Annotated in this window: 16 protein-coding genes and 1 pseudogene; 13 read left to right on the top strand and 4 right to left on the bottom strand. The window is 37.8% G+C overall.

Annotated elements, in window-relative coordinates; all coding sequences use genetic code 11:
- From MUB24_RS18740 to MUB24_RS18750, 3 genes are all read right to left on the bottom strand, one after another.
- The coding region (locus tag MUB24_RS18740) for a transposase (protein ID WP_244705165.1) at positions 1–144 on the bottom strand (144 nt) is incomplete at its 3' end.
- 48 nt (positions 145–192) lie between these two features.
- Complete coding sequence (locus MUB24_RS18745; protein WP_244706794.1) at positions 193–396, bottom strand: hypothetical protein; 204 nt, start codon at positions 394–396, stop codon at positions 193–195.
- Between the two features lie 109 nt (positions 397–505).
- On the bottom strand, positions 506–730 hold the full coding sequence (locus MUB24_RS18750; protein WP_313898478.1) for a hypothetical protein: 225 nt from the start codon (positions 728–730) through the stop codon (positions 506–508).
- Between the two features lie 302 nt (positions 731–1,032).
- Here MUB24_RS18750 and MUB24_RS18755 point away from each other — a divergent pair.
- Positions 1,033–1,152 (top strand): annotated as a pseudogene (locus MUB24_RS18755) (TasA family protein); the annotation flags it as partial.
- A gap of 49 nt (positions 1,153–1,201) precedes the next feature.
- Here the strand turns inward: MUB24_RS18755 and pgeF are convergent.
- Positions 1,202–1,963: a peptidoglycan editing factor PgeF gene (gene pgeF, locus MUB24_RS18760; protein ID WP_244706798.1), complete on the bottom strand. Its 762-nt coding sequence runs from the start codon at positions 1,961–1,963 to the stop codon at positions 1,202–1,204.
- 250 nt (positions 1,964–2,213) lie between these two features.
- Between pgeF and MUB24_RS18765 the strand changes: the two genes are divergently transcribed.
- From MUB24_RS18765 to MUB24_RS18820, 12 genes are all read left to right on the top strand, one after another.
- Positions 2,214–3,140, top strand: coding sequence for an ArsR/SmtB family transcription factor (locus tag MUB24_RS18765; RefSeq protein WP_244706800.1), 927 nt, complete (start codon positions 2,214–2,216; stop codon positions 3,138–3,140).
- A gap of 645 nt (positions 3,141–3,785) precedes the next feature.
- On the top strand, positions 3,786–4,760 hold the full coding sequence (locus tag MUB24_RS18770; protein ID WP_280517069.1) for a glycoside hydrolase family 43 protein: 975 nt from the start codon (positions 3,786–3,788) through the stop codon (positions 4,758–4,760).
- Between the two features lie 415 nt (positions 4,761–5,175).
- A complete protein-coding gene (locus MUB24_RS18775; protein WP_244706804.1) occupies positions 5,176–6,261 on the top strand; it encodes a GntR family transcriptional regulator in 1,086 nt (361 codons plus the stop codon).
- Between the two features lie 130 nt (positions 6,262–6,391).
- Positions 6,392–7,729, top strand: coding sequence for an ABC transporter substrate-binding protein (locus MUB24_RS18780; protein ID WP_244706806.1), 1,338 nt, complete (start codon positions 6,392–6,394; stop codon positions 7,727–7,729).
- Between the two features lie 92 nt (positions 7,730–7,821).
- Positions 7,822–8,748: a carbohydrate ABC transporter permease gene (locus tag MUB24_RS18785; RefSeq protein ID WP_244706844.1), complete on the top strand. Its 927-nt coding sequence runs from the start codon at positions 7,822–7,824 to the stop codon at positions 8,746–8,748.
- A gap of 12 nt (positions 8,749–8,760) precedes the next feature.
- The gene (locus tag MUB24_RS18790) at positions 8,761–9,597 is read left to right on the top strand and encodes a carbohydrate ABC transporter permease (protein ID WP_244706807.1); all 837 of its coding nucleotides are present in this window, start codon (positions 8,761–8,763) and stop codon (positions 9,595–9,597) included.
- Positions 9,598–9,636: 39 nt separating this feature from the next.
- Complete coding sequence (locus tag MUB24_RS18795; protein ID WP_244706809.1) at positions 9,637–12,048, top strand: family 43 glycosylhydrolase; 2,412 nt, start codon at positions 9,637–9,639, stop codon at positions 12,046–12,048.
- Positions 12,049–12,075: 27 nt separating this feature from the next.
- Positions 12,076–13,839, top strand: a complete 1,764-nt coding sequence (locus MUB24_RS18800) for a glycoside hydrolase family 2 protein (protein ID WP_244706811.1) — start codon at positions 12,076–12,078, stop codon at positions 13,837–13,839.
- A gap of 60 nt (positions 13,840–13,899) precedes the next feature.
- Entirely contained in the window at positions 13,900–15,399 is a 1,500-nt protein-coding gene (locus MUB24_RS18805) for a CehA/McbA family metallohydrolase (protein ID WP_244706813.1), read from the top strand.
- 177 nt (positions 15,400–15,576) lie between these two features.
- The gene (locus tag MUB24_RS18810) at positions 15,577–19,689 is read left to right on the top strand and encodes a carbohydrate-binding protein (RefSeq protein ID WP_244706815.1); all 4,113 of its coding nucleotides are present in this window, start codon (positions 15,577–15,579) and stop codon (positions 19,687–19,689) included.
- 326 nt (positions 19,690–20,015) lie between these two features.
- On the top strand, positions 20,016–21,569 hold the full coding sequence (locus tag MUB24_RS18815; protein ID WP_244706817.1) for a type 2 periplasmic-binding domain-containing protein: 1,554 nt from the start codon (positions 20,016–20,018) through the stop codon (positions 21,567–21,569).
- A 65-nt stretch (positions 21,570–21,634) separates the two neighbouring features.
- Entirely contained in the window at positions 21,635–22,603 is a 969-nt protein-coding gene (locus MUB24_RS18820) for an ABC transporter permease (RefSeq protein ID WP_244706818.1), read from the top strand.
- Positions 22,604–22,613: the final 10 nt, after the last annotated feature.

Raw genomic sequence — 22,613 nt, forward strand, 5'->3', positions numbered from 1 at the left:
AATAACAGCTTTCTTCCATTGCCTCAATTGATTAACATGAATTCCGTGATCAGAAGCAATTTCGCTTAGTGTTTTTTCCTCCTTCAAGATTTCTAGCACAATTTGAGATTTGAATTCTGATGTATATCGTTTTCTTTGTTTCATAAACCTACTTTAACATCTCCTCATTTCGTGTCTAGTTTCTTGGGTCCATTATACTATGGCCGCTTTTGTGATGTTCAATTTTTCTTCTACATGTTCCACAAAATTGGGATCATACACTGATTTTTCCAAGGTGAATAAGTTCTTTACATCATAAGTTATTTTTTCCAGATGAAACTTATATTGATCTCCTGTTGGGCGTAATTTTTCATAGTACTTTGGAATGTTTTCTTCTTTAATGTATCGTTCTGACATTCTACCATTCTGATCTATCATTATACGTAGAATTTTACCGTCCTCATAGTATTGAAAGCGTGCTATATTACCAGTTTTTTATGTTTAGCTTTGTAAATTGCTACGATTTTCATGAGAAATTCTCCTTTAAAGCAAAATTTAATAAGCCTTGGTAACGGTCTAAATCTGCCTTTACTAGCTTCAAATAAGCATTTGCTTTATCCTTATCTCGTAAATAATAGACAGCTATTTCTTGATATTTGGAACCTTCCTTTTTTATTTTATCACGTTTTACTATTCCCGCTTCCAATAATTCATGAAGAGCACGATACACCTCACTGTGTTGCGAGCAAATCTTGAATTGTTAATAGGTGAACCGTTATATCTGAACGTAGTGGGATATAAAGCGACTTATAGGCACTGACAAAGAGTTATTGGTCCAGCGTTATATCTGAACGTAGTGGGATATAAAGCAATTAATAGCTGCGGTTATGGCGTTTAACACAGGTTATATCTGAACGTAGTGGAGGTAAACAGCCACTGTATCTCCTCCAAAATAGGACCATTTTGGACAAATTTCCCCAGCATGATTGTAGTACTCCCCTGAAGAAATGTGCTAAAATTTATCAGATTTTAGGGGGAGATTATTGTGATTGTTATGCATTTGTGAAATTTAATTTTATCGATAATGATCAAGATCAAAATCAATTTCAAGGAGATTCATTAGATCTGACCTGGACATTTAATGCCCAGCAAACAGAAGGAGAGCAAAGATAGCATGATGAGAAATGGCAAAGCCTTGGGCTTTGCCATTTGTGATGAAAGCTCACTTTTTCTTCATTACAAAACAAAGATGTCGTCCACTTTTTTTATCTTCGCGGTAGGAGAAACCGTCGGGACTTTTATACGTACATGTAGAATCTATTGTAATATGTTCTTCCGGGATGCCAGCCAATCGGCATTGTTTTTTCACGACTTGCTGATTATCAATATGATATTTGTCCGTTTCCCCATTATAAACAATCCAATCATCCGCATAGCCAAGGGTATTGTATTTTAGATAGACATCTTCATCCACTTCAAATTTCTCCTGACTGATTGCGGGACCTACCTGAACATGAAAATCATTGGGATGGCACTGTTCACCTTGAATTAAATGATGAAATAATTTTAAGGAAATTTCCTTGACTGTGCCCTGCCATCCGGAATGGATGACCCCAACGATCCCACTTCTTTCATGATAAAACATCACCGGTACACAATCCGCATTGAAGCTGCATAACAATACATTCGGTTCATACGTATACAAGGCATCCGTATCGGGAATGGCAGTATTTACACTATCAGCACCACGCCCTTTATCAGCATATGTCACCTGATAAAAATTTGCACTATGTGTTTGCTGCCCACAAACGAAATCATCCAGCCTACAGTCCAAAAAATTAGCCAATTTCCTTCGATTTTCCAATACATCAGCAGGATTTTTGCAGGCATGAAGAGCCATATTGTTATTTTCCAGTTCTGCTTCATCCTTGATCGTTATCCCTGCGACCCACTTCTCATTGTTTACGTATATTTTAGTTTTCATTTTATCACCTTGTTTCAATATATGTTATGGTGTTATGGATGTATAGGGGATTTAGGATCATTATAAAATAAATGTGGGGAAAGCCCTATCGTCAACAATTATTTTATTGAATAAATCCATCAATCTTTTAAAAAGGATAATTCACTACCAAAAATGTAGATGTTTACAGGATTTTTGTTTATATTAGTATAAAGAAATGGAAATATTGGACTAGATGAATGGAAAACATAACTGATTTGGAGGAATCATTTTGCTAGAATTGTCAATTGAAGACCCTAAAAGTCTAAAAAAAATAGCTCACGCACTATCTTCAGAGGTACGGTTACAAATCATTAATCTATTAAACAAAGGGAATATGAACGTCAATCAGTTGGCTGAAAGTTTGGATATCCCTGTATCAACTACAGCTTCGCATATTAAAATTCTAGAAAAATCAGATTTAATCAATACGGAACTTCGCCCGGCTAGTAGAGGGGCAATGAAAGTTTGTAAACGCAATTTTGATGACATTCATATACAACTAAATAGTAAAGAGAATTTCAAGAGAAATACCCAGAAAATTTATGAAATGGAAATGCCGATTGGACAATACATTGATTTTGATGTTGCTCCTACCTGTGGAATGGCCAATCATGAAGGGATGATTATCCCTGAAGATGAGCCAGTGCACTTTTATAGTCCAGATCGTTCCAAGGCCCAGATTATGTGGACAAGAAAAGGGTATTTCGAGTATAAATTTCCGCTCGTGATTCCAGTAGGGGCGGCAATCGAAACCGTTCAGCTTTCTTTGGAACTATGTTCGGAGGCACCTAACCATGATCATAATTGGCCATCGGATATAACGGTATGGATCAATGAAGTGGAAATAGGAACATGGACGAGTCCTGGTGATTTCGGGGATCGTCCAGGGAAAATGAACCCGAAATATTGGAGTGAAACAACGAGTACGCAATATGGGTCTTTGAAAACATGGAAAGTAACGAAAAAGAATACAACCATTGATGAATTTCACCTTTCTAACGTGACCATCGATGATATTGGCATATTAGAGCGCAGATTTATGTCCTTTAAGATTGGTATTAAGGATGATGCGATCCATAAAGGTGGAATGAACCTATTTGGCCGAGAATTTGGGGATCATCCGCAGGATATAAAGTTATTAATAGAATATTCATAATTTTAAAATGATCTTCCTCCAAAAACAGGGCAGTTAGACAACACGATTATTATTTCTATGTCAGATCACGGGGAATTGCTGGGAGAACACGGTATCTATTTAAAAGGTCCCGTTTTTCGAGCAGTCTGTAAGAGTACCACTAATTGTTTCCAGACCAGGAAAAATAAGAGGAAGCAGGAAGATTGAACGTTTCATAGAGCTGGTTGATCTTGCTTTAGTCTTTTAGATGTAGCAGGCCAGCCAATATACGAAGGTATGCAAGGGAAATCATTATGTATGTGCTTGTAGAAGACTTGATTACCAATACAGTGATGAAGTCTACTGTGAGTACTACAACTTAGATTTTAACCATTGGGAAAATGTAGTGTTTGCCACAATGGTAATAACCGAAAAGTATAATGAACCGGTAAATGTTTGGCATAATCCTAAATACCAAACTATAAAACTGCTTCTCTATTAAAGCTTATGCGACCAGATGGCGGAAACCATCGATCCGCTGTCTGTCAGACAGTCGCCGTGGTAAACAAAATACACTCTCGTAGTTGCGGGAGAGTATTTGCTAATAGTCGGTAAGAATTATGGATCATGAAAAACGATTATGGAGTGATAGGTAAAATGACCAGTTTAAAAGCTCAATCAAAAGAAATGTTTTACAAAAATCCATTGAATGTAAAAAATATAGGAGATCCTTTTATAATGAAAGCTTCACATGGAACTTATTATTTATACGCAACATCTGCACCAGACGGATTCCTTGCCTGGTCATCGGATAACTTAATCGATTGGAAGGAAGTGGGATATGTATACCGAAGCGGTCCTGAATCCTGGGGACATCAAAACTTTTGGGCACCCGAGGTTATTGAATATAAAGAGAAATATTATATGCATTATACGGCAAGGTGGAAGAAAAATGATAGCTTAAGAATCGGTGTTGCGGTTAGTGAAAGCCCTGTTGGCCCATTTGTTGACGTTCAAAATCAGCCGATGTTTGACTTCGGCTACGCCTGTATCGATGCAAACATTTTTATCGATGATGATGGAAAGAAATATATGTATTATTCAAGGGATTGTTCCGAAAATATTGTCGATGGCTGTTATGAAAGCCATATTTACGGAATCGAACTGCATGATGACTTAGTAAGTCTAAAAAGTGATCCCGTCCTCTTAACAAAGCCGGAGCAAAAGTGGGAGAAAAAGTCAGGTCCAGATCGGTTATGGAATGAGGGACCTTTTGTCCTGAAAAGAAACGACTTATATTACCTAATGTATTCAGCCAACTGCTTTGCAGATAAAGAGTATGCTGTCGGTTATGCCACATCTGAAAATCCGCTTGGACCTTTTACGAAGTTCGCTGACAATCCAATTTTAGAATATGTTGATATTGATAACGAAGAGGTTATAGTATCAGGACCTGGTCACAACAGTATAACCGTTTCACCTGACGGTTCTGAATTATATATTGTATATCATACTCACTCCAATCCTTTGAAAGGTGGCGAGGATCGCCAAGTTTTTATTGACAGGATGGGATTCAACGAAGACGGTTCTTTATTTGTGAATGGCCCAACTTTTTCGGAACAGCCGATTCCATCATCAAAAGAAGGAGCAAATGGATGTTGAAAAAGCAACTGAAAACAATACGATAGATAGAGCTTCGATACAGAAAATCAGCAGTTAGTCGTTCATGAACGATACAGAAAAGCAGAGAAATATGGGGGGAAACGACATTGGTAAGCACCTCTAATTGTTATTAAAAAAATGACAGTTGTTCATATTTTACGGATAAAACATTTACGATTAAATCAGATTATGGATTTTAAGTCGGAAATTGAAGGATATCTCTTAGTTCTTTCACCATACGATCTGTCAATAAAAATACCATTACTATACCCAAGCACATATTTTATAAGATAGAAGATACCTACCTTAAAATGTAATTTCATTCATCAAGGAATGGACAAATACAAGGTTAGTATATAAGATATAGTTAGTATAAAAATATAGGCTTGGGTGATGACTTATAAAAAATATACCATTGTATCAACAGATAAAAGAATATATTAAAGAACAAATTCGATCTGGAGAGTTGCGTTTAGGAGATTTGGTTTCTTCTGAAATAGAATTGATGGAAAAGTTCCATGTGAGTCAAATTACAACAAAAAATGCGCTTAATGGACTTGCGGAGGAGGGGATTGTAGAAAGAGTGAGGGGAAAAGGAACGTTTGTGATTGATAGTGAACTCTTGAAGGGATCAAATCAATCAACGACTAACCCGGTTAAGCACTCCAATGGTATAGTAGGACTAATATTACCTAGCATGAAAACAAAGATTGAACAAGAGTTTGTTAATTATATTGAGATGTATGCGTCAAAGTATAAGTATAATTTAATGATAAAAATCACTCGGGAATCACAGTTTGAAGAAAGTAATGCAATCGAAATGTTCCATGAATTAGGGGCAAAGGGAGTCATTATTTTCCCTACTGAGAAAGAGACGTATAATGAATCAATCCTCAGACTTACGTTAGATAAATTTCCCTTAGTCTTAATTGACAGGTATCTGGAAAACATCCGAACATACAGTGTTTCCTCTGAAAATGAAAAAGGGACTTTTAGTGCGATTTCTTATTTAATCCACAAGGGTCATCAACATATTGGGTTGATTTCTCCATTAATTACGAATACCGTTACAATTGAAAGATCGACTGGATTTGAACAAGCTTTTTTAAACAATGGTTTAGTATTGAATAAAAATATGTGGCTATTAATTAACTTTCATAAGATATCAAAAGAACAAACGCCCATGCTAATCCAAGAGTTTTTCCTAGATAATCCCGATATGACGGCGGTATTTATCATGAATGCAGAATTGTCACGTTATACAAATATGGCCTTGGAGAACCTGAAAAAAGAGTATGGTAGAGATATCGAACTCATTTCCTTTGATGACTCTGGGATAGAAGGATTGGCCTATATCCAACAAGATATTGAACAGTGCAGTAAACAGACGATGGAATTGTTACAAGAACAATTAGAAGGAACGTATAATCCAAGAAGGGTTTTTATTCCAGTCTATTTTAAAAAAGAAGAAGAAATAGCCTCAAAAATACCTAATATTTAGTCTAATTATTAGGTGTTTTTGTATTTAATTATATAATTAGGTTATTTTATACTAATATTAGTATATATTTCGCTTCCTCCATCTAATAATATAATAAATGAAAGTGATTACATTATTAGGGGGAACAAATATGAAGAAGGTTAGAAAGGGATTATTAGTCTTTGTTCTTAGTGCATTTATGTTAGTCACTGGATGCAGTGGTAACTCAAGTAATTCAGGAGGAGAATCAAAGGAAAAGGGAGAAACGATTGAATTATCGTTCATGGGACACGGAAACCCCGATGAAAAGAGAATTTTTCAAGCCGTGATTAAATCCTTCGAAGAGAAGTATTCAAATGTGAAGGTAAAGTATACGAGTGTTCCTCCTGCGGAATATGCGCAAAAACTATCTACATTAATTGCATCTGGTAAACAGCCCGATGTGTATTATGCTGCTGGACCTGAGTTCGCCCGTTTTGTTGCGGCTGACCAATTATTAAATCTACAAGAGTACCTTGATAAAACGGATATTTTTAATCCGGACAATGTTTGGGATAGTGCGCTAGACAGATATCGCTATAATGGGAAAACGGTAGGAGAAGGAGATTTATATGGTTTGCCTAAGGATGTAGGACCGTGGGCAATGGTTTACAACAAAGATTTATTTGATGAAGCTGGTGTAGATTATCCACCTCAAGAGGTTGGAGAATGGACATGGAATGATATGTTAGATACCGCGTTAAAATTAACAAAAGATACAAAAGGTGATGGGAAAACGGATCAGTTTGGTATCGCGGGTTTTCCTTTAGAAAATGCTGTATGGGGTAATGGAGCAGATTATATTGATTATGAAACGGGTGAGGCGAAAATTGATACGCCCGAATTTATTGAAGCCATGCAATTTGTCGCAGATTTAAGCCAAAAGCACAAAGTATCACCATCTCAAGAGGCGGAAGAAGCGCAAAATTCCTACACAAGGTTTGTATCTGGAGGAGTCGCAATGTTTGCAATGGGTCCTTGGGATCAACCAAGTTTTTGGGAATTGCCATTTGACTGGGATTTAGCCCCTTGGCCAGCTAGTCCCAATACGGGTGAAACGGCAACTTGGCTTGGCTCAATGGGATTTGTTATTTCCAAAAACACTAAACATCCTGATGAAGCATTTGCCCTTGCTTCATACTTATCATTAGATGAGGACGGGCAAAGGCAGTTTATGGAGTTAGGGCAACAGGTACCAAACTTAAAGAGTCTTGCGCAAGACGAGTTTTTAAAGATGGACAAGGCTCCGGAAAACCGTCAAGAGTTTATTAATATTATTGAGGATTACGGTAGACCAAACAACGGTTGGAGATCTCCAGATGTTCAGTGGCTCGATTATTTTAATCAGGAAGCCGCAAAGGTTTGGAATGGAGAAATGTCTGTTGAAGATTGGGTAAAACAAGTTAAACCTAAAATGGAGGAACTGTACAAAAAAGGAAACTTGAAGTGATCGAATAAAAACATAATCTAGTACTTAAACATACTAGATTATGTTTTGTCCATTGATTGAATAAAGGAGGGAGAATTGTGGGTGAGTTGCTTATGGAGACTGAGAAAAAGGCCAATTCGAAACAAAAACGATCTAAAATTCCTGGATATAAAAAGAAAGAGATCATGTGGGCTTATTTATTTGTTGCAGCCCCAGTGATTGGTTTTCTCTTATTTGGGCTTATTCCTACCATTTGGTCAGTAGGTCTAAGTTTTACTGAATGGGATCTAATTAATAAACCTAAATTTGCAGGAGTAGATAATTATAGGGAGCTTCTCGGGGACGAAAAGGTCTTTAAATCTATTTATAATACCATCTACCTCATGATTGGAATTCCGATTGGGATGATCCTTTCATTAATATTGGCCGTTATGATGAATAGAAAGATCAGAGGGATTAGTGTTTTTAGAGCGATCTATTATATTCCGGTCATCACTCCGATTATTGCCGTTTCACTCGTTTGGCAATGGATTCTTAATTATGATTTTGGACTTTTAAATAATATGCTATGGGAATGGTTCGGAATACAAGGTCCCAATTGGCTAGGAAGTGCAGCTTGGGTTAAACCAGCGCTCATCATTATTGGCGTTTGGACAGGATTAGGAAGTAATATGATTCTTTATCTAGCAGGACTTCAATCCATCCCTAGTTCGTATTATGAAGCCGCGGAAGTGGATGGGGCGAATATTTATCAAAAGTTTGTAAAGATCACTTTTCCTTTGCTATCACCTATCCATTTTTTTGTGCTTGTTATGGGTGTGATCGGAGCGTTTCAGTCTTTCAGCCAAATATATGTTCTCGCTAATGATGGAGGCCCTGAATATAGTGCAGCTACGATTGTTTTTTATATTTTTGAACATGGGTTTAAATATTACAATATGGGATATGCAAGTTCAATTGCATGGATACTGGGTGTAATTGTCTTTATTGTAACGTTAATCCAATTCAAATTATCTAAACATTGGGTTTATGAAGGATAGGAGGATGACGGTATGAGAAGTGAAAAAATTATTAATATTTGGGCTTTTGTTATCCTGTTATTTGGATCAGTGGCCATGCTCGTACCTTTTGTTTGGTCAATCTCTACCTCATTAAAAGATCAAAAAAATATATTTCAAATGCCACCCAAATGGATTCCCGATCCAGCAACTATCCAGCATTATATTGACGTTTGGAAGGAAGTCCCGTTGTTAAGTGGATTTATTAATACGCTTATCGTTGTCGTTTTTGTGTTGGTGATTGGCATTTTCACCTCCACGATGGCTGCTTATGCTTTTGCTAAAATTGCTTTTCCATTTAAAGAAACGATTTTTTTAGCCCTATTAGGTACAATGATGATTCCCTTTGCAGTCGTGATGATTCCACAATTTATTATGTTTTCTAAATTGGATTGGGTAGATACATTGCTCCCTTTAATTTTACCGGGTCTCTTTGGGAATATTGTGACTGTGTTCTTTTTAAGGCAATTTTTACAGAGTGCCTTGCCTGATGAATTAATCGATGCATCCAAAATAGACGGCAGCGGTTTTACCCGTACTTTTTTCACCATTGTTTTACCTGTTGCAAAACCGGCTATTGCTGCACAAGCGGCGTTAGGCTTTATGGGGATTTGGAATGACTTTCTAGGACCGTTAATTTATTTGCATTCTCCAGAGAAACAAACGTTACAGGTTGTAATCGCATCGATGCAGGCACAGTATATGGGCTCTTCCAATTATCCATTGATATTGGCCGCGTCCATTATATCCATGATTCCATGTGTGGTGATCTTTTTAATAGCACAAAAGCATTTTGTTCAATCATTGGCGATCAGTGGTATAAAAGGTTAGTTAAAGTAAGTTGAACGTTTCTGGAGGTTGCAAATTCGCATGAATCGAAATCAATATTTCACTATACTCTATTTAAGCCTTATGCTATTGGGGTTAACAGCCTGTACGCAAATAGAGGAAGTAAAGGTGGATATAAACATGGATAAGATGCAAACTTACGCTAATCCTTTTGAATTAGCTGACGAATGGCCGGATTATGGTATCGGTGATCCTTATGTTTTTCGATATAACGGAACCTATTATTTATATGTGAGTACAAAGGACGCCAGGGTAGGGATTAAAGCATGGAGTTCCACAGATTTAGTTAATTGGACGTACGAAGGATTAGTGACTGAGGATGAACGGACGACATCGGCCTATGCCCCTGAAGTTGTCTATTGGAATGGAACCTTTTATATGTATACGTCGCCAGCAGGAAATGGGCATTATGTTTTAAGCAGTAAGAGTCCGACAGGCCCTTTTAAGATCGAAACGGAGAATCTAGGAATGTCCATCGATGGATCTGTTTTTATCGATGATGATGGTTCGTGGTATTTTACCCATGCGGGAAATACTGGAATAGTTGGTCATAGAATGAAAGATCCATATACTTTCGAAGAAGGCGTGGAAACGAATGTTTTTTTGGATCACTGGACAGAAGGCTCTATGATCATCAAGAATAACGATTTCTACTATATGACGTATACGGGAAATCATGTGTTCAGTAAAGGTTACAGAATTAATTATGCTGTTTCTGAAAAAGGTCCATTAGAAGGATATGAGGTCCCAGAACATAACCCCATCTTAATCAGTACTCAGGATGATTTTAATGGACTTGGTCATAATTCGATTGTGATGGGGCCGAATCTAGATTCTTATTATGCTATATACCATAATCTCATTGGCCGTTCGGCTGAGGGCCCTCCTGTACGGAAAATGAATATCGATCGGATGGTTTTTAATGGAAAAAAATTAGATGTACTTGGGCCAACTCATTACCCGACGCCTGTACCAGACCCGCCTGATTTTGAAAAAAGATGGGAAGAAAATGAACAGGTTGAAGAAAATTGGTTCAGTGAGGTTAAGACGAAGGATCATTTTACTGCAGAGTTTAATTTTGCAATACCGGAGAAAACGAAGGATGCGAAGGTCGCAACGCAGTTTTCTTACCAGGATGATGGTCATTATGGAGCAATATCCATTGACCTTGAAGGAAATAAAATCGAACTTTTACAAGTAGTGGATGGAAAAACGCAAATTTTAGGTTCTGCTGCTTTTCCTGAGGAATTTGATTTTAGCTCCCTGCATAATATCAGAATAGAAAATAGAAAAAATAAAACGATCGTATTTTTGGATGGAATGAAAAAAATGGAGGTAGAAGCTACTAATTTTGGTGCAGGGGAAATAGGTTATCAATTTGAACATGCAAATCTGTCTTTAGGCTATACTGCTTTCTCCAATCATGTCGATCATTCGAGTGATTATGAATTATACAAGCCCTTGCCTGGTACGATCGAAGCTGTTCATTACTTGGAGGGTGAAAACCGAGGGTATTCGATTAAGGAACCTTCAACAGAAAATCGTTACCGGGAGAATGTTCCCGTTCAATTACGTGAAGATGGTTCATATTCTGTGACTTTGAAAGATAAGGGCGACTGGCTGAAATATAAAGTAAATGCAAGTGTTGCGGGATTGTATGAGGTAAGTGCGGTTATCCATCCAAACTCGGTGAAAAGTAATTTTTCTATCGGAATATCGATAGACGATGAAAAGCAAGAGACGTTTAAAGTGAAAAAAGGTTTCATAGATGGTGAAGCTCCCTTTCAAAAGGTACGCCTTGGCAGAATAAATATAGAAGAAGGTTTTCATCTATTAAAATTATGGCTTAAAGGCGGAGACGTGGAAATCAATCATTTGGAATTTAACCTTGTTTCTGATGAAAAACTTGATCTTGAAAATGGAATAAAGCAAGTGGAAGCAGATGATATCCACGGTGCCTGGAAACAACATAAAGACGGGGTAGACTCTAATTCTTCTGAAGATATGAAGCTTTATGTTGGGGATGAAAAGTGGACGGATGTTGAAGCTGAGTTAACGTTTGAAATCAATGATGAACTGATGGATGAAGCAGGACTGTTATTAAGAGTCACCAATGAATCTGATTTTGAACATCAAGTAAAAGATTCGTTGATGGGCTATTATGTTTCTTTCAATGCAAGGGAAATATCCTTACAAAAATTGAACTACAATTCTACTGAATTACAATCGACGTCTGTTTCATTGGATGAAGGAAAAGAATACCGTTTACGTGTTTCAGTTGAAAATCATGAGATCAACGTTTATTTGGATCATAAAAAAGAACCGATTCTTTCCTATAAAGACCCTATGGCATTTATGAATGGAAAAGTCGGAATAAGATCTGAGTACTCGGATGTATATTTTAAGCAGTTGAAGATTAAATCTTTACCATAATAAAACATTTTAAGGAGAATTTACTACATGAATTACAATACTATTCCAAGAAAAGAATATCCAAGACCTCACTTTGCGAGAGGGGATTGGTTAAACCTAAATGGAGAATGGAACTTTGCTTTTGACGAAAAAAATATTGGCGAGAAGGAAGGGTGGTACGAATCCGGAAACCTTCAACAAAAAATCATCGTTCCTTTTACATATGAAACGAAGGCAAGTGGTATTGGCGAAGAAACATTTTGTGCTAATATATGGTATCAAAAACAAGTAACAATTTCTGAAGATTACAGGAATAAGAAGGTTACTTTACATTTCCAGGCAGTAGATTATATGACAAAAGTATGGGTAAATGGCAAGTTTGTTGGTAAACATCAAGGTGGACAAATTGCCTTTTCGTTTGATGTGACGGATTATCTTGGGGATGACCTAACGCTAAATATAGTAGTCAAATGTGAGGATAGTATTAGTTGCCATCAGCCCAGAGGGAAACAACGTTGGCTGGATAAAAACTTTGGTTGTTGGTACGTACAAACAACGGGAATTTGGCAGACGGTGTGGCTGGAATTTTTAAATGAAGTACATGTAGATTCGGTCAAAATCACACCAGATATTGATACAGAATCAGTCGAGTTTTCTTATCAGTTTGCAGAAGAGGTTGATTTTAGTGATGATTTAACGTTGAAGACGGAGATCACCTTTAATCAAATACCGATCAAATCCTTTAGTTTTGATGTCCATCGTCCAAAGCACACATCGAAAGTAAATATTGCCAGTGACCATTTTGATTGGAAAGTAATGCTATGGAGTCCAGAACATCCAAATCTTTATGATGTCGTTTTTACCCTTTATAAAAATGGAGAGATACTGGATCAAGTTGAATCCTACTTTGGCATGAGAAAGATTTCGATTGAAAATGGAAATGTATTATTGAATAACGTTCCTATCTACCAGCGATTACTTTTGGACCAAGGTTATTGGCAAGATAGTCATTTAACACCTCCTTCAGAAGAAGCGATTTTGGAGGATATAGATAAAACAATGGAAATGGGCTATAACGGTGTTCGTAAACATATGAAAGTGGAAGACCAACGCTATCTCTACTGGGCTGATAAGAAAGGATTGCTCGTTTGGTCGGAAATGGCTGCCACTTATGAATTCTCCGATGAAGCGGTGCAAAATTTTACAGAAGAATGGATGGAAGTAGTGAAGCAACAATATAATCATCCATCCATCATTACGTGGACTCCTTTTAATGAGTCTTGGGGAATTAAGAATATATATACAGATGTAAAGCAACAGCAATTTACGGAAGGGATCTATCACCTGACGAAAGCATTTGATAGCATGAGGCCGGTAATTGTCAACGATGGCTGGGAGCATACGGTGTCAGATATTTTAACCTTGCATGATTATGTGGAATTGGGTGAAGAGTTTTCAGAGCGATATAAGGATCTAGAAACCATTGTTGACAACAAGATTGCCTTCAATAAGCATAAGCATGCAATGGCTCAAGGTTACGAATATAAGGGTCAACCAATCATTATAAGTGAATATGGTGGTATCGCCTTTAGCTCAGAAAAAGGCTGGGGGTATGGGAATCAAGTAAAAAATGAGGAAGAGTTTCTAAAAAGATTTGAATCTATTACTCAAGCCATCAAGGATATAGATTACATTTGCGGATTCTGTTATACCCAGATCACAGACGTTCAACAGGAAGTAAATGGATTGCTTACCGAAGATCGACAACCAAAAATAGAGATGAAAAAGATTCGAGACATTAATCTTAAGTAATATTGGTGTTAAAAAGAAAAAAACGAAGCCCAAAAAATCATTGCTGAGGTGAATAGGTAAATGACTAATCGGGTCAACTTTAAACAAAAAATAGAAAAGGGGAGCTTACTTCCCTTTTTTTCCCATCGTTTTATATTGCCTGACGAAAGAGATTGGATAACCTTCACTTTCAATACCATCGATAATATTTGGTTGCAGTTCCTCGTGTTCGATGCCCATGGAACGTTACGGGTACAATATTTACGGGGTAATTCGTCAAATAAAATATTGCTACATAAGGAACCAGAAAAATCAAGTGCCCTTACAATTCCAGGTGAATTGGCGGAAGGTGAGTGGGTGATACAAGCTTTTACAGCTCACGGATCCAATGATGATCGTCATCAGATAGAGTCCAATGCCTCGTACGAAATTGTCGTTGAATCAGGTAAAGGTGATGTGATCGACCAGGGTGATTTTCATCCATTCGGAAATACCCACTGGGTTTTACCGCAACAAGGTGAGGGATTTTTTATCAACGGATATGACTGGGACGAAGTGAAAGAGCCAGGGGAAAGGTGGTACCGTGGGGATTTTCATACACACACGATTTTTTCCGATGGGAAAATGACACGCAGCGGTAATATCGAAAGTGCGAAGAAGCAAAATTTAGACTTCTTCGTAGCGACCGAACACAATATTGTTCATACGTCGTGGACAGAAGAGGAATTATTGATCATTCCTGGGGTAGAAGTGACATCCACGAAGGGGCACTGGAATGTACTAGGGGTGCGGCAGTGGCCAGATATAAGGACATCATTGCTTGATGGCGGTTTGCAAACCGAGGCAGGGACTAAGCGTCTCTTTGAAGAAATGAAAAATACTGGTGCGTTATGCTCCGTTAACCACCCGTTTTTACCGCCGTGGGCTTGGCAGTTTGCTGATCTCCCTCTCTCTATGATTGACAGTATTGAAATTTGGAATGATCCGACGTTCAAAGACAATCTAATCGCAACTGAACGTGCTTTGAACTTTTGGTCGAACGTTTGGAATGAAGGTTATCATATAACCGGAATTGGTGGTTCCGATTCTCATCTTCTCCCGCATGAAAGTTATAATGACGATGCTCAGCCTTCTTTGATCGGTGACCCGGCAACGCATGTCCGTGCACAAAACTTGTCTGCTTCCGCTATTTTAAATGCTGTTAAACAAGGAAAGGTGTTTGTGTCTAGAGGGCCATTTATCCATTTTAGTGCTTCTATAGGCGATCAAACATTTAACATCGGTGAGGAAATAACGGCTGCACTGGAACAAAATGATTATAGCGGGAAGTGTTTAGTGACTCTTGAAAATTGTGATGGAGACATTTCCATTGCTTGGATTGAAAATGGTGAAATCGTATTGGAAGAACAAGGAACCAGCTCCAGCTATACATTTAATTGGAAAAATAAAGGGTATCGTTGGCTGCGAGTGGATGTGAGGTCGGGGGATGGACAATTGTTAGGCTTCACGAATCCATTTTATTACGGCAGTCAAACACCGTCTGTCTCGACATGGGGGGAGTTACTTCAAAAAATCCAGTAGAGTAGCATTAATATATCTATTTACAAAAGGAATTAAAACTAAAATATTTTTAAATGTAATCGATATCATAAGGGGGCAAAAAGATTATTAGAGCCTCCTATTACTTCCATAATATTTGCAAAAAGCGTTCATGTTGAAAAAGTTCAAAATGATAATAAAAGGGAGGTTATGTTCACAATGTGGTTTTTACGTTTACTCCTCGTATTGGGTGGATTATTCATATTTCCGGGCATTTCATTTGCCTACAGTAACCCTTTTGATCTTTCCGATTCATGGGAATGGGATAATGGAGATTTTTACGGGGAAGGAGATCCTTACATATTAAAATATAATGGCACCTACTATCTTTATGTCAGTACTGTTGACGATAAAAGCGGTGTCAAGGCTTGGACCTCGGAAGATCTGATTAACTGGGAGTATGCCGGACTAGTCACGGAGGAACCAAGTACGAAAGCTGCTTATGCTCCTGAGGTGACATATTGGAACGGGGCTTTTTATATGTATACATCGCCAGGTGGTAATGGGCATTATGTCTATAAAAGTACAAGCCCATTAGGCCCTTTTGTAAAACAAACAGAAAACTTGGGAATGGGGATCGACGGTCATGTCTTTATTGATGACGATGGCCAATGGTATTTTTATGGTACGGGGTCTAATAACATTCGTGCTTACAAAATGGAGGACCCTTATACATTCGGCTCAGCTATAGACACAGGAGCGGAAATGAGCGGATGGACTGAAGCCCCAACGGTTTTTAAAAGACATGGACAATATTACATGACCTATGTGGGGAATCATGTTTGGAGCAAAGCTTATCGCATTAACTACGCAACAAGTGATTCTCCAATGAAAAACTTTAAGGAGAAACCATTACAAAATCCGATTCTTCTTAAAACGGAAGGAGAAAATGTCGGATTAGGACATAATGGCATTGTAAGAGGTCCTGATTTAGATTCTGAGTATATTGTGTACCATAGTCATGCGAATCCCGGTCGCTATATGAATATGGATCGAATTGCATGGAATGGAGAAAAGATGACAGTGCTAGGGCCAACCACATTTGAACAAGAAAATCCAGGCTTACCGGATTTTAGTGATCGATTTAAACGAAAGGATATTGGCGCTAAATGGTCAGAGGTTAACGGTGGCGCTTGGTCGCTTCATGACCAGAGTCTAGAGCAAAAGTCGAACAATGACACTATATGGCACCGCCTAGTTACCACTTATGAGACAGAAAACGATTATACGGCTGAATTTAACATGACGTTAATGAACAAGGGTGAAGGCGATAACCCGCGTTATGGTACGGTATTTTCCTATCAAGATGAGGATAACTACGGAGTAGCTGTATTGAGCTTAAAAGAAAATAAATTGGAAACTAATTTCTTTGTTGATGGCGTTGAACAGGGCTGGGAGAAAGCGGAGCTTCCCACTGATTTTGATTTTGAACAGCTACATCAAATCAGAGTTGAAAAAGAAGAATCCAAGTTTACTATTTTTGTGGATGGAATGCATAAGCAAACGAGGAATGTTCATTCTTTAAACGGTGGAAAAATAGGCTATACGACAAGCAATGTTCACGCTTCTTTTGGTTATATCGCAACAAGTAATAAAGTAAATGGAAGTAATGTATTTGATTTTCACAAACCTTTGCCAGGTAAAATAGAAGCTGTCCATTATAACTCAGGTGGAGAAGGTACGGGTTATCATCAAATCGATCGTGAATTAAATCATACGTATCGAGAGGACGAAGTTGATATCCGACCAAATTCTGAAGGCGGGTATCGTGTTAATTTAGCGAAAAAAGAATGGCTTCATTATAACGTGAATGTAGATGAGGAAGGTAAGTATAGTATTAACTTAAGAATTGCTACAGAAAAAAGTGGTGTTAAGTTGCGATTATCGGTTGATGATGAGGCTGATTTGACTGGTATTTTCGATGTTCCAAATACCGATGGCGAGTGGCAAAACTTGGTGATAGAGAATGTCTCTTTGCCCAAAGGCAAACACAAAATGAAAGTGGAAGTTGTTCAAGGCTCATTATCTTTTGCTGGTTTTGAAGTTAGTAAGTATAAAGATGTACCGATTCTTTTTGAAGATTTTAATGACGGCTTCGATTCCGGCTGGAATCGTTATGAAGGTTATTGGAAAGTGGATACCAATCAAGATTCCATAAGTGTATTTGATGGTTTTAAACCAATCCCTGGAGATATTCAGGCAGCCTATTATATCACTGGTGGGGAAGGTGTAGCCTATCATGATACCACTCCAGAAAATATCGGCGGTGTGCTAAGAGATGATGCAGTTGATATTCGCGATAAGCCAGGGGGTGGAACAGCGGTTGGATGGAATCAAACAGGTGAATGGTTAAAGTATAATGTGGATATTCAAGATGAAGGAATCTATAACTTGGAAATGGAATACGGCACAACCTTTAAGGATGCAAAGGTAAGATTTTGGTTGGATGACAACATTGATTTGACAGGCATAGTCGATGTTCCTGCGACAGAGGGCTGGAATGATTGGCAGACGCTCAGAATTAAAGATATACAATTACCGAAAGGAAAGCATACGTTAAAGATTGAAATAGTGAAAGGGGAATTTGATATCTCCAAATTTCATTTCAGAACCTTTGATATTCACAAACCAATCCCTGGCCTAATCGAAGCAGAAGATTATAATCTTGGCGGGGAAGGCACTGCTTATCATGTTCATGCGGATTCAGATACCGATGAGGAATTTAGGAAAGATGGGATAGATATTAAACCTGATCCAGAAGGCGGTTACGCCATTAACGAGCTAAAAAAGGGAGAATGGATCAAATATAATGTGAATATATCCGAATCAAGAAAATACGATCTAGATTTCATTGTCAATAATTCTGATGAAAATACAAAAATAGGAATATCGTTAGATGATGGGACTAATCTAACAGAGAGTGTTAATATTCCTGCTACAGATGGAAAAAAGGATTGGGAAAATATCTCTATTCCTGATTTAGAATTACCGCAAGGAAAACATACTCTTAAGATTGAAGTGATCGATGGTGAATTATCTTTTACAAAGATGATCTTCCATACGTTTGGAAACGATCACAACCTACCAGGAAAAATTATGGCAGTAGATTATATGCTTGGTGGCGAAGGTACAGCCTATCATGATAAAACTCCAGAAAATATTGGGCGCAAATATCGTTATGATGGCGTTGATATCCGCAACCATCCTGATGGTTCTTTTAACATTGGATGGAACCAAACAGGTGAATGGTATAAATATAATGTAGATATTGCTACCAGTGGTAAGTATGTATTGGATATGAATATTGCGACCAATATGCAGGATGGTCAAGTGAGGTTATGGCTAGATGATGAAATAGACCTCACGGGAGTGATCGATATTCCACAAACAGGCGAATGGGATAATTGGTCTAGCGTCATAAAAGAAAATATTTCATTACCTGCTGGAAAACATACGATCAAAGTGGAAACGGTGAAGGGTGAGTTTGATTTTCATTATTTCAGTTTTCATGAACAGGATGAGTATCAAGAAATTGAACGAGAAGGAGTCTATCGATCAGGGGCAGGGACATTTGGGAAGTCAGTGATTGGAGATCGTGATTGGCATAATTATATCGTTGAAGCGGATGTCCAGGTTGTTGATGGTAAAGGAGATGGTGGAATCCTATTTAGGGTAAATAACCCCGCACATGGAAAAGAACTGAACCATAATAATGCCGATATGTTGCAAGGGTATGTTGCATATATCAATAAGGACGGCGTTCATCTCGGTAAGTTTAACTACAATTGGACTTACTTGGAAGGCTCCAAACTGGATGATCCAATAGATGAATGGCAACATATGAAAGTAGTTGTGAACGGAACGAATATAAAGATTTATGTTGGGGACATGGACAAACCAAAAATCGATTATGATGATCATAGTGCTACCGCATTTATACACGGTAAAGTTGGTGTCCGAAGTTTCTACAGTGATACAAAATACGATAATATCTTTGTAAGACCATTAGAGCCAAGCATTAATGATATGTTGACAGTCCTGCAGGATCATCAAGATGATTTATCTGAAAAAGATTATCGATCACTCAAGGTTCATCTGACAGCAGTAGGTCAATTTGAGAAAAAAGGAACGGCTGAGAAAGTAATCAAACATATGGAAAGCTTCAAGCAATTGCTTGATTATCAGCTAAAAAATGAGCGGATCTCTAAAGAGCTTTACGCGATTCTGACGGCAACTACTAACTCGCTTGTCGAGAAATGGGAAAGCAAATAAAAGCAGTATCGAAGATATCTGTCCTTTCCTAAGGCATCTTGAGGGTTTTCTTCGTTTCGTTAAGGAGGTGATTAAAGAGCACGCGAGGAAACCCAATAGATGCTCAAGTCCGTTTTTTTCCTTCCTTTCGTTACGAAAGCACGCTCATGATATAAAGGATGGTGGATCAGGTTTTTTTTAACACTTGAAAAGACAACAAAAGACGAATCCGAGAGGAGGGTCTATCTTAAAAATAACTTTTATGTCTTGAAGGGATACAAATTTCTATTGACAGCGATTTCATGAATGAGTGTTATTGTAATAAATTAGAGAAGGGGGAATTAGTTTTGAAGAAAAGTGTCTTAGTCCTACTACTGATTGCATCAGCATGTTTAGTCTTTTCAGGTTGTAGTTCTAAAGGAAGTTCAAAACAGTCAGATCCTGCTAATGAAGCTCCGTCAGATAACTTTAATAAGGAAGGTTTACCTATTGTCGACAAACCGATTACATTGACAATGTTTGCTGCCAGATCTGCCGCAAATGGGCCATACAAAGACATGTATTTTTTTCAGGAGTATGAAAAAAAGACCAATATTAAGTTTGAATATAATGATGTACCGGATGAGGGATTTGATGAGAAGAAAAATTTAGTATTCGGTAAAAAGGATCTGCCGGACATATTTTATAAGTCGTATATTTCCAATGACAATTTAATGAAATATGGCAAGAGTGGAGCGTTAGTTCCTTTGGAAGGATTAATTAAAAAGTATGCACCAAACATTCAATCCCTTTTGGATAAGTATCCGGAGGTGGAAAAAGGGATAACCGCACCGGATGGTCATATTTATGGAATGTCAAGTGTTATTGAACCTTTGGTGCAAAGAACGAATAAGTTATGGATCAATAAGAAAATGCTTGAAGATGTCAATATGGATGAACCTGAAACAACGGATGATCTATATAACTTGCTAAAAGCGTTTAAGGATAAGTATTCCGATCGGACACCATTTCTAACGAGTAGCGTGCAAGACCTTGTTAATGCGCTTAGCGGGTCATGGGGATTATATCGGCAAATGGGTTATAGCCTCAATATTAACGATGATAAGGTTCATATTTGGTTAACGGATGATAAGTATAAAGAATTGTTAATGTATTTGAACAAACTCTATAAAGAAGGTTTAATTGGCCATAAAGTGATGGATCAAGAATATGCTGAATACATTTCCCGGATGCAATCAGGTGAACTCGGCCTGTTTACCAATCAAGCGGCAGACGCTTTTCCACAGTCTGCTGATCAATATAAAGGGATAGCGCCTGTTAAAGGTCCAGATGGGGATCAGGGATATGTTTCGAGCCCAATTGCTCGCGATACAGGAGCATTTGCCATTTCTGCTTCAAATGAACATCCGGAAGCGTCTATTCGCTGGTTAGATTACCTTTACGACGGGGATGAAGGATCGATGTTTTTCGCATATGGCGAGGAAGGAAAGACATTTAATTATGGTGAAGATGGTGTACCAGAGTATACAGACGAAATTCGTAATTTATCCAAAGGTCCCGGCTCTGCATTTCCAGGACCAGGAGGTGGTACGCCACAATATTCAACTGTCAAAACTGCAGGATCGGTAAATACGCCTAGAGATGCCGAAGCGTCTTCAAAGATAGAGCCTTATGTTTTGGAAGAAGTGTATCCAGCACCACTTTTTGAAGAAGATGTGTCGAAAGAGGTATATGACATACGAGATGATCTTGACACCTATGCCAATGAAAGCAGGGCAAAATTCATCACAGGGGATCTTAGTTTTGATTCCTGGGATCAATATGTATCGACGGTAAAAGATATAGGTCTAGAGAAAATTGAGAAATATTATCAGGAAGCCTATGATAAACAATTTAAATAAACATTAGGGAACTGGGCAAATCACTAGATTTGCTCAACCCCTTTTATTTGTGTGGGGGCGAATGAATGAATCTTAAACCGGAAATTGCTCATCGAAAATCAAAAAAAACGGTTCCAGTTCTGAATCCCAAAAAGCAGCTCTGGAAACAAATTTTGAAGCGGTATGATCTCTATTTAATGCTTTTATTGCCCATGGCCTGGTATGTTATCTTTATGTACGGCCCTATGTACGGACTGCAGATTGCGTTTAAAGACTACTTACCGATAAATGGATTTTGGGGGAGCGAATGGGTTGGGTTTGAGCACTTTAAGCGATTTTTCTCTTCATACTATTTTTGGAGACTAATAAAAAATACAGTTACAATTCAAATATTTTCCTTGATTATTGGTTTTCCGATCCCGATTCTATTAGCTTTGTTAGTCAATGAAATTAGAATGAACAGGTTTAAAAAAACGCTTCAAAATATTACCTACATTCCTCATTTTATTTCAGTAGTGGTGGTTGTAGGGATGTTAAGTCTATTTTTGGATCCAGAGAATGGGATTGTTAATATTGCGCTAAGTCATTTAGGCATTGACCCGATCCCGTTCATGCAAAAACCGGAATGGTTTAAATTTCTTTTTATCGGTTCAAACATATGGACTGATATGGGATGGCAGTCCATTATTTATATTGCTGCACTGAGCGGTGTGGATCCACAATTGTACGAAGCGGCTAGAGTTGATGGTGCCAGTCGTTTACAAAGGGTTATACATGTTTCCATTCCAGCTATTTTACCCACAATTATCATTCTCTTAATTTTGGATATCGGTCATTTTATGGACATTGGCTTTCAAAAGATACTATTGATGCAAAATGATTTAAATATGTCTTCAAGCGACGTTATTTCAACCTTTACCTATCGAAAAGGGATTCTAGATGGTGATTACAGTTACACAACTGCGATTGGCCTATTTAATGCTGTAATAAATTTTATATTGTTGATATTTATTAATCAGCTAGGAAAGAAAAAGGCTGAGACGAGCTTATGGTAAGAAAGATATA

The sequence above is a fragment of the Lederbergia sp. NSJ-179 genome (assembly GCF_022867885.1).
Taxonomy (GTDB): Bacteria; Bacillota; Bacilli; order Bacillales; family Bacillaceae_C; genus Lederbergia.

What these genes read in the sequence shown, in the direction of transcription:
- MUB24_RS18745 (WP_244706794.1), bottom strand. Translation starts at nt 396, where the DNA reads ATGTCAGAACGATACATTAAAGAAGAAAACATTCCAAAGTACTATGAA.
- pgeF (WP_244706798.1), bottom strand. Translation starts at nt 1,963, where the DNA reads ATGAAAACTAAAATATACGTAAACAATGAGAAGTGGGTCGCAGGGATA.
- MUB24_RS18770 (WP_280517069.1), top strand. Translation starts at nt 3,786, where the DNA reads ATGTTTTACAAAAATCCATTGAATGTAAAAAATATAGGAGATCCTTTT.
- MUB24_RS18780 (WP_244706806.1), top strand. Translation starts at nt 6,392, where the DNA reads ATGAAGAAGGTTAGAAAGGGATTATTAGTCTTTGTTCTTAGTGCATTT.
- MUB24_RS18785 (WP_244706844.1), top strand. Translation starts at nt 7,822, where the DNA reads ATGGAGACTGAGAAAAAGGCCAATTCGAAACAAAAACGATCTAAAATT.
- MUB24_RS18790 (WP_244706807.1), top strand. Translation starts at nt 8,761, where the DNA reads ATGAGAAGTGAAAAAATTATTAATATTTGGGCTTTTGTTATCCTGTTA.
- MUB24_RS18795 (WP_244706809.1), top strand. Translation starts at nt 9,637, where the DNA reads ATGAATCGAAATCAATATTTCACTATACTCTATTTAAGCCTTATGCTA.
- MUB24_RS18800 (WP_244706811.1), top strand. Translation starts at nt 12,076, where the DNA reads ATGAATTACAATACTATTCCAAGAAAAGAATATCCAAGACCTCACTTT.
- MUB24_RS18805 (WP_244706813.1), top strand. Translation starts at nt 13,900, where the DNA reads ATGACTAATCGGGTCAACTTTAAACAAAAAATAGAAAAGGGGAGCTTA.
- MUB24_RS18810 (WP_244706815.1), top strand. Translation starts at nt 15,577, where the DNA reads ATGTGGTTTTTACGTTTACTCCTCGTATTGGGTGGATTATTCATATTT.
- MUB24_RS18820 (WP_244706818.1), top strand. Translation starts at nt 21,635, where the DNA reads ATGAATCTTAAACCGGAAATTGCTCATCGAAAATCAAAAAAAACGGTT.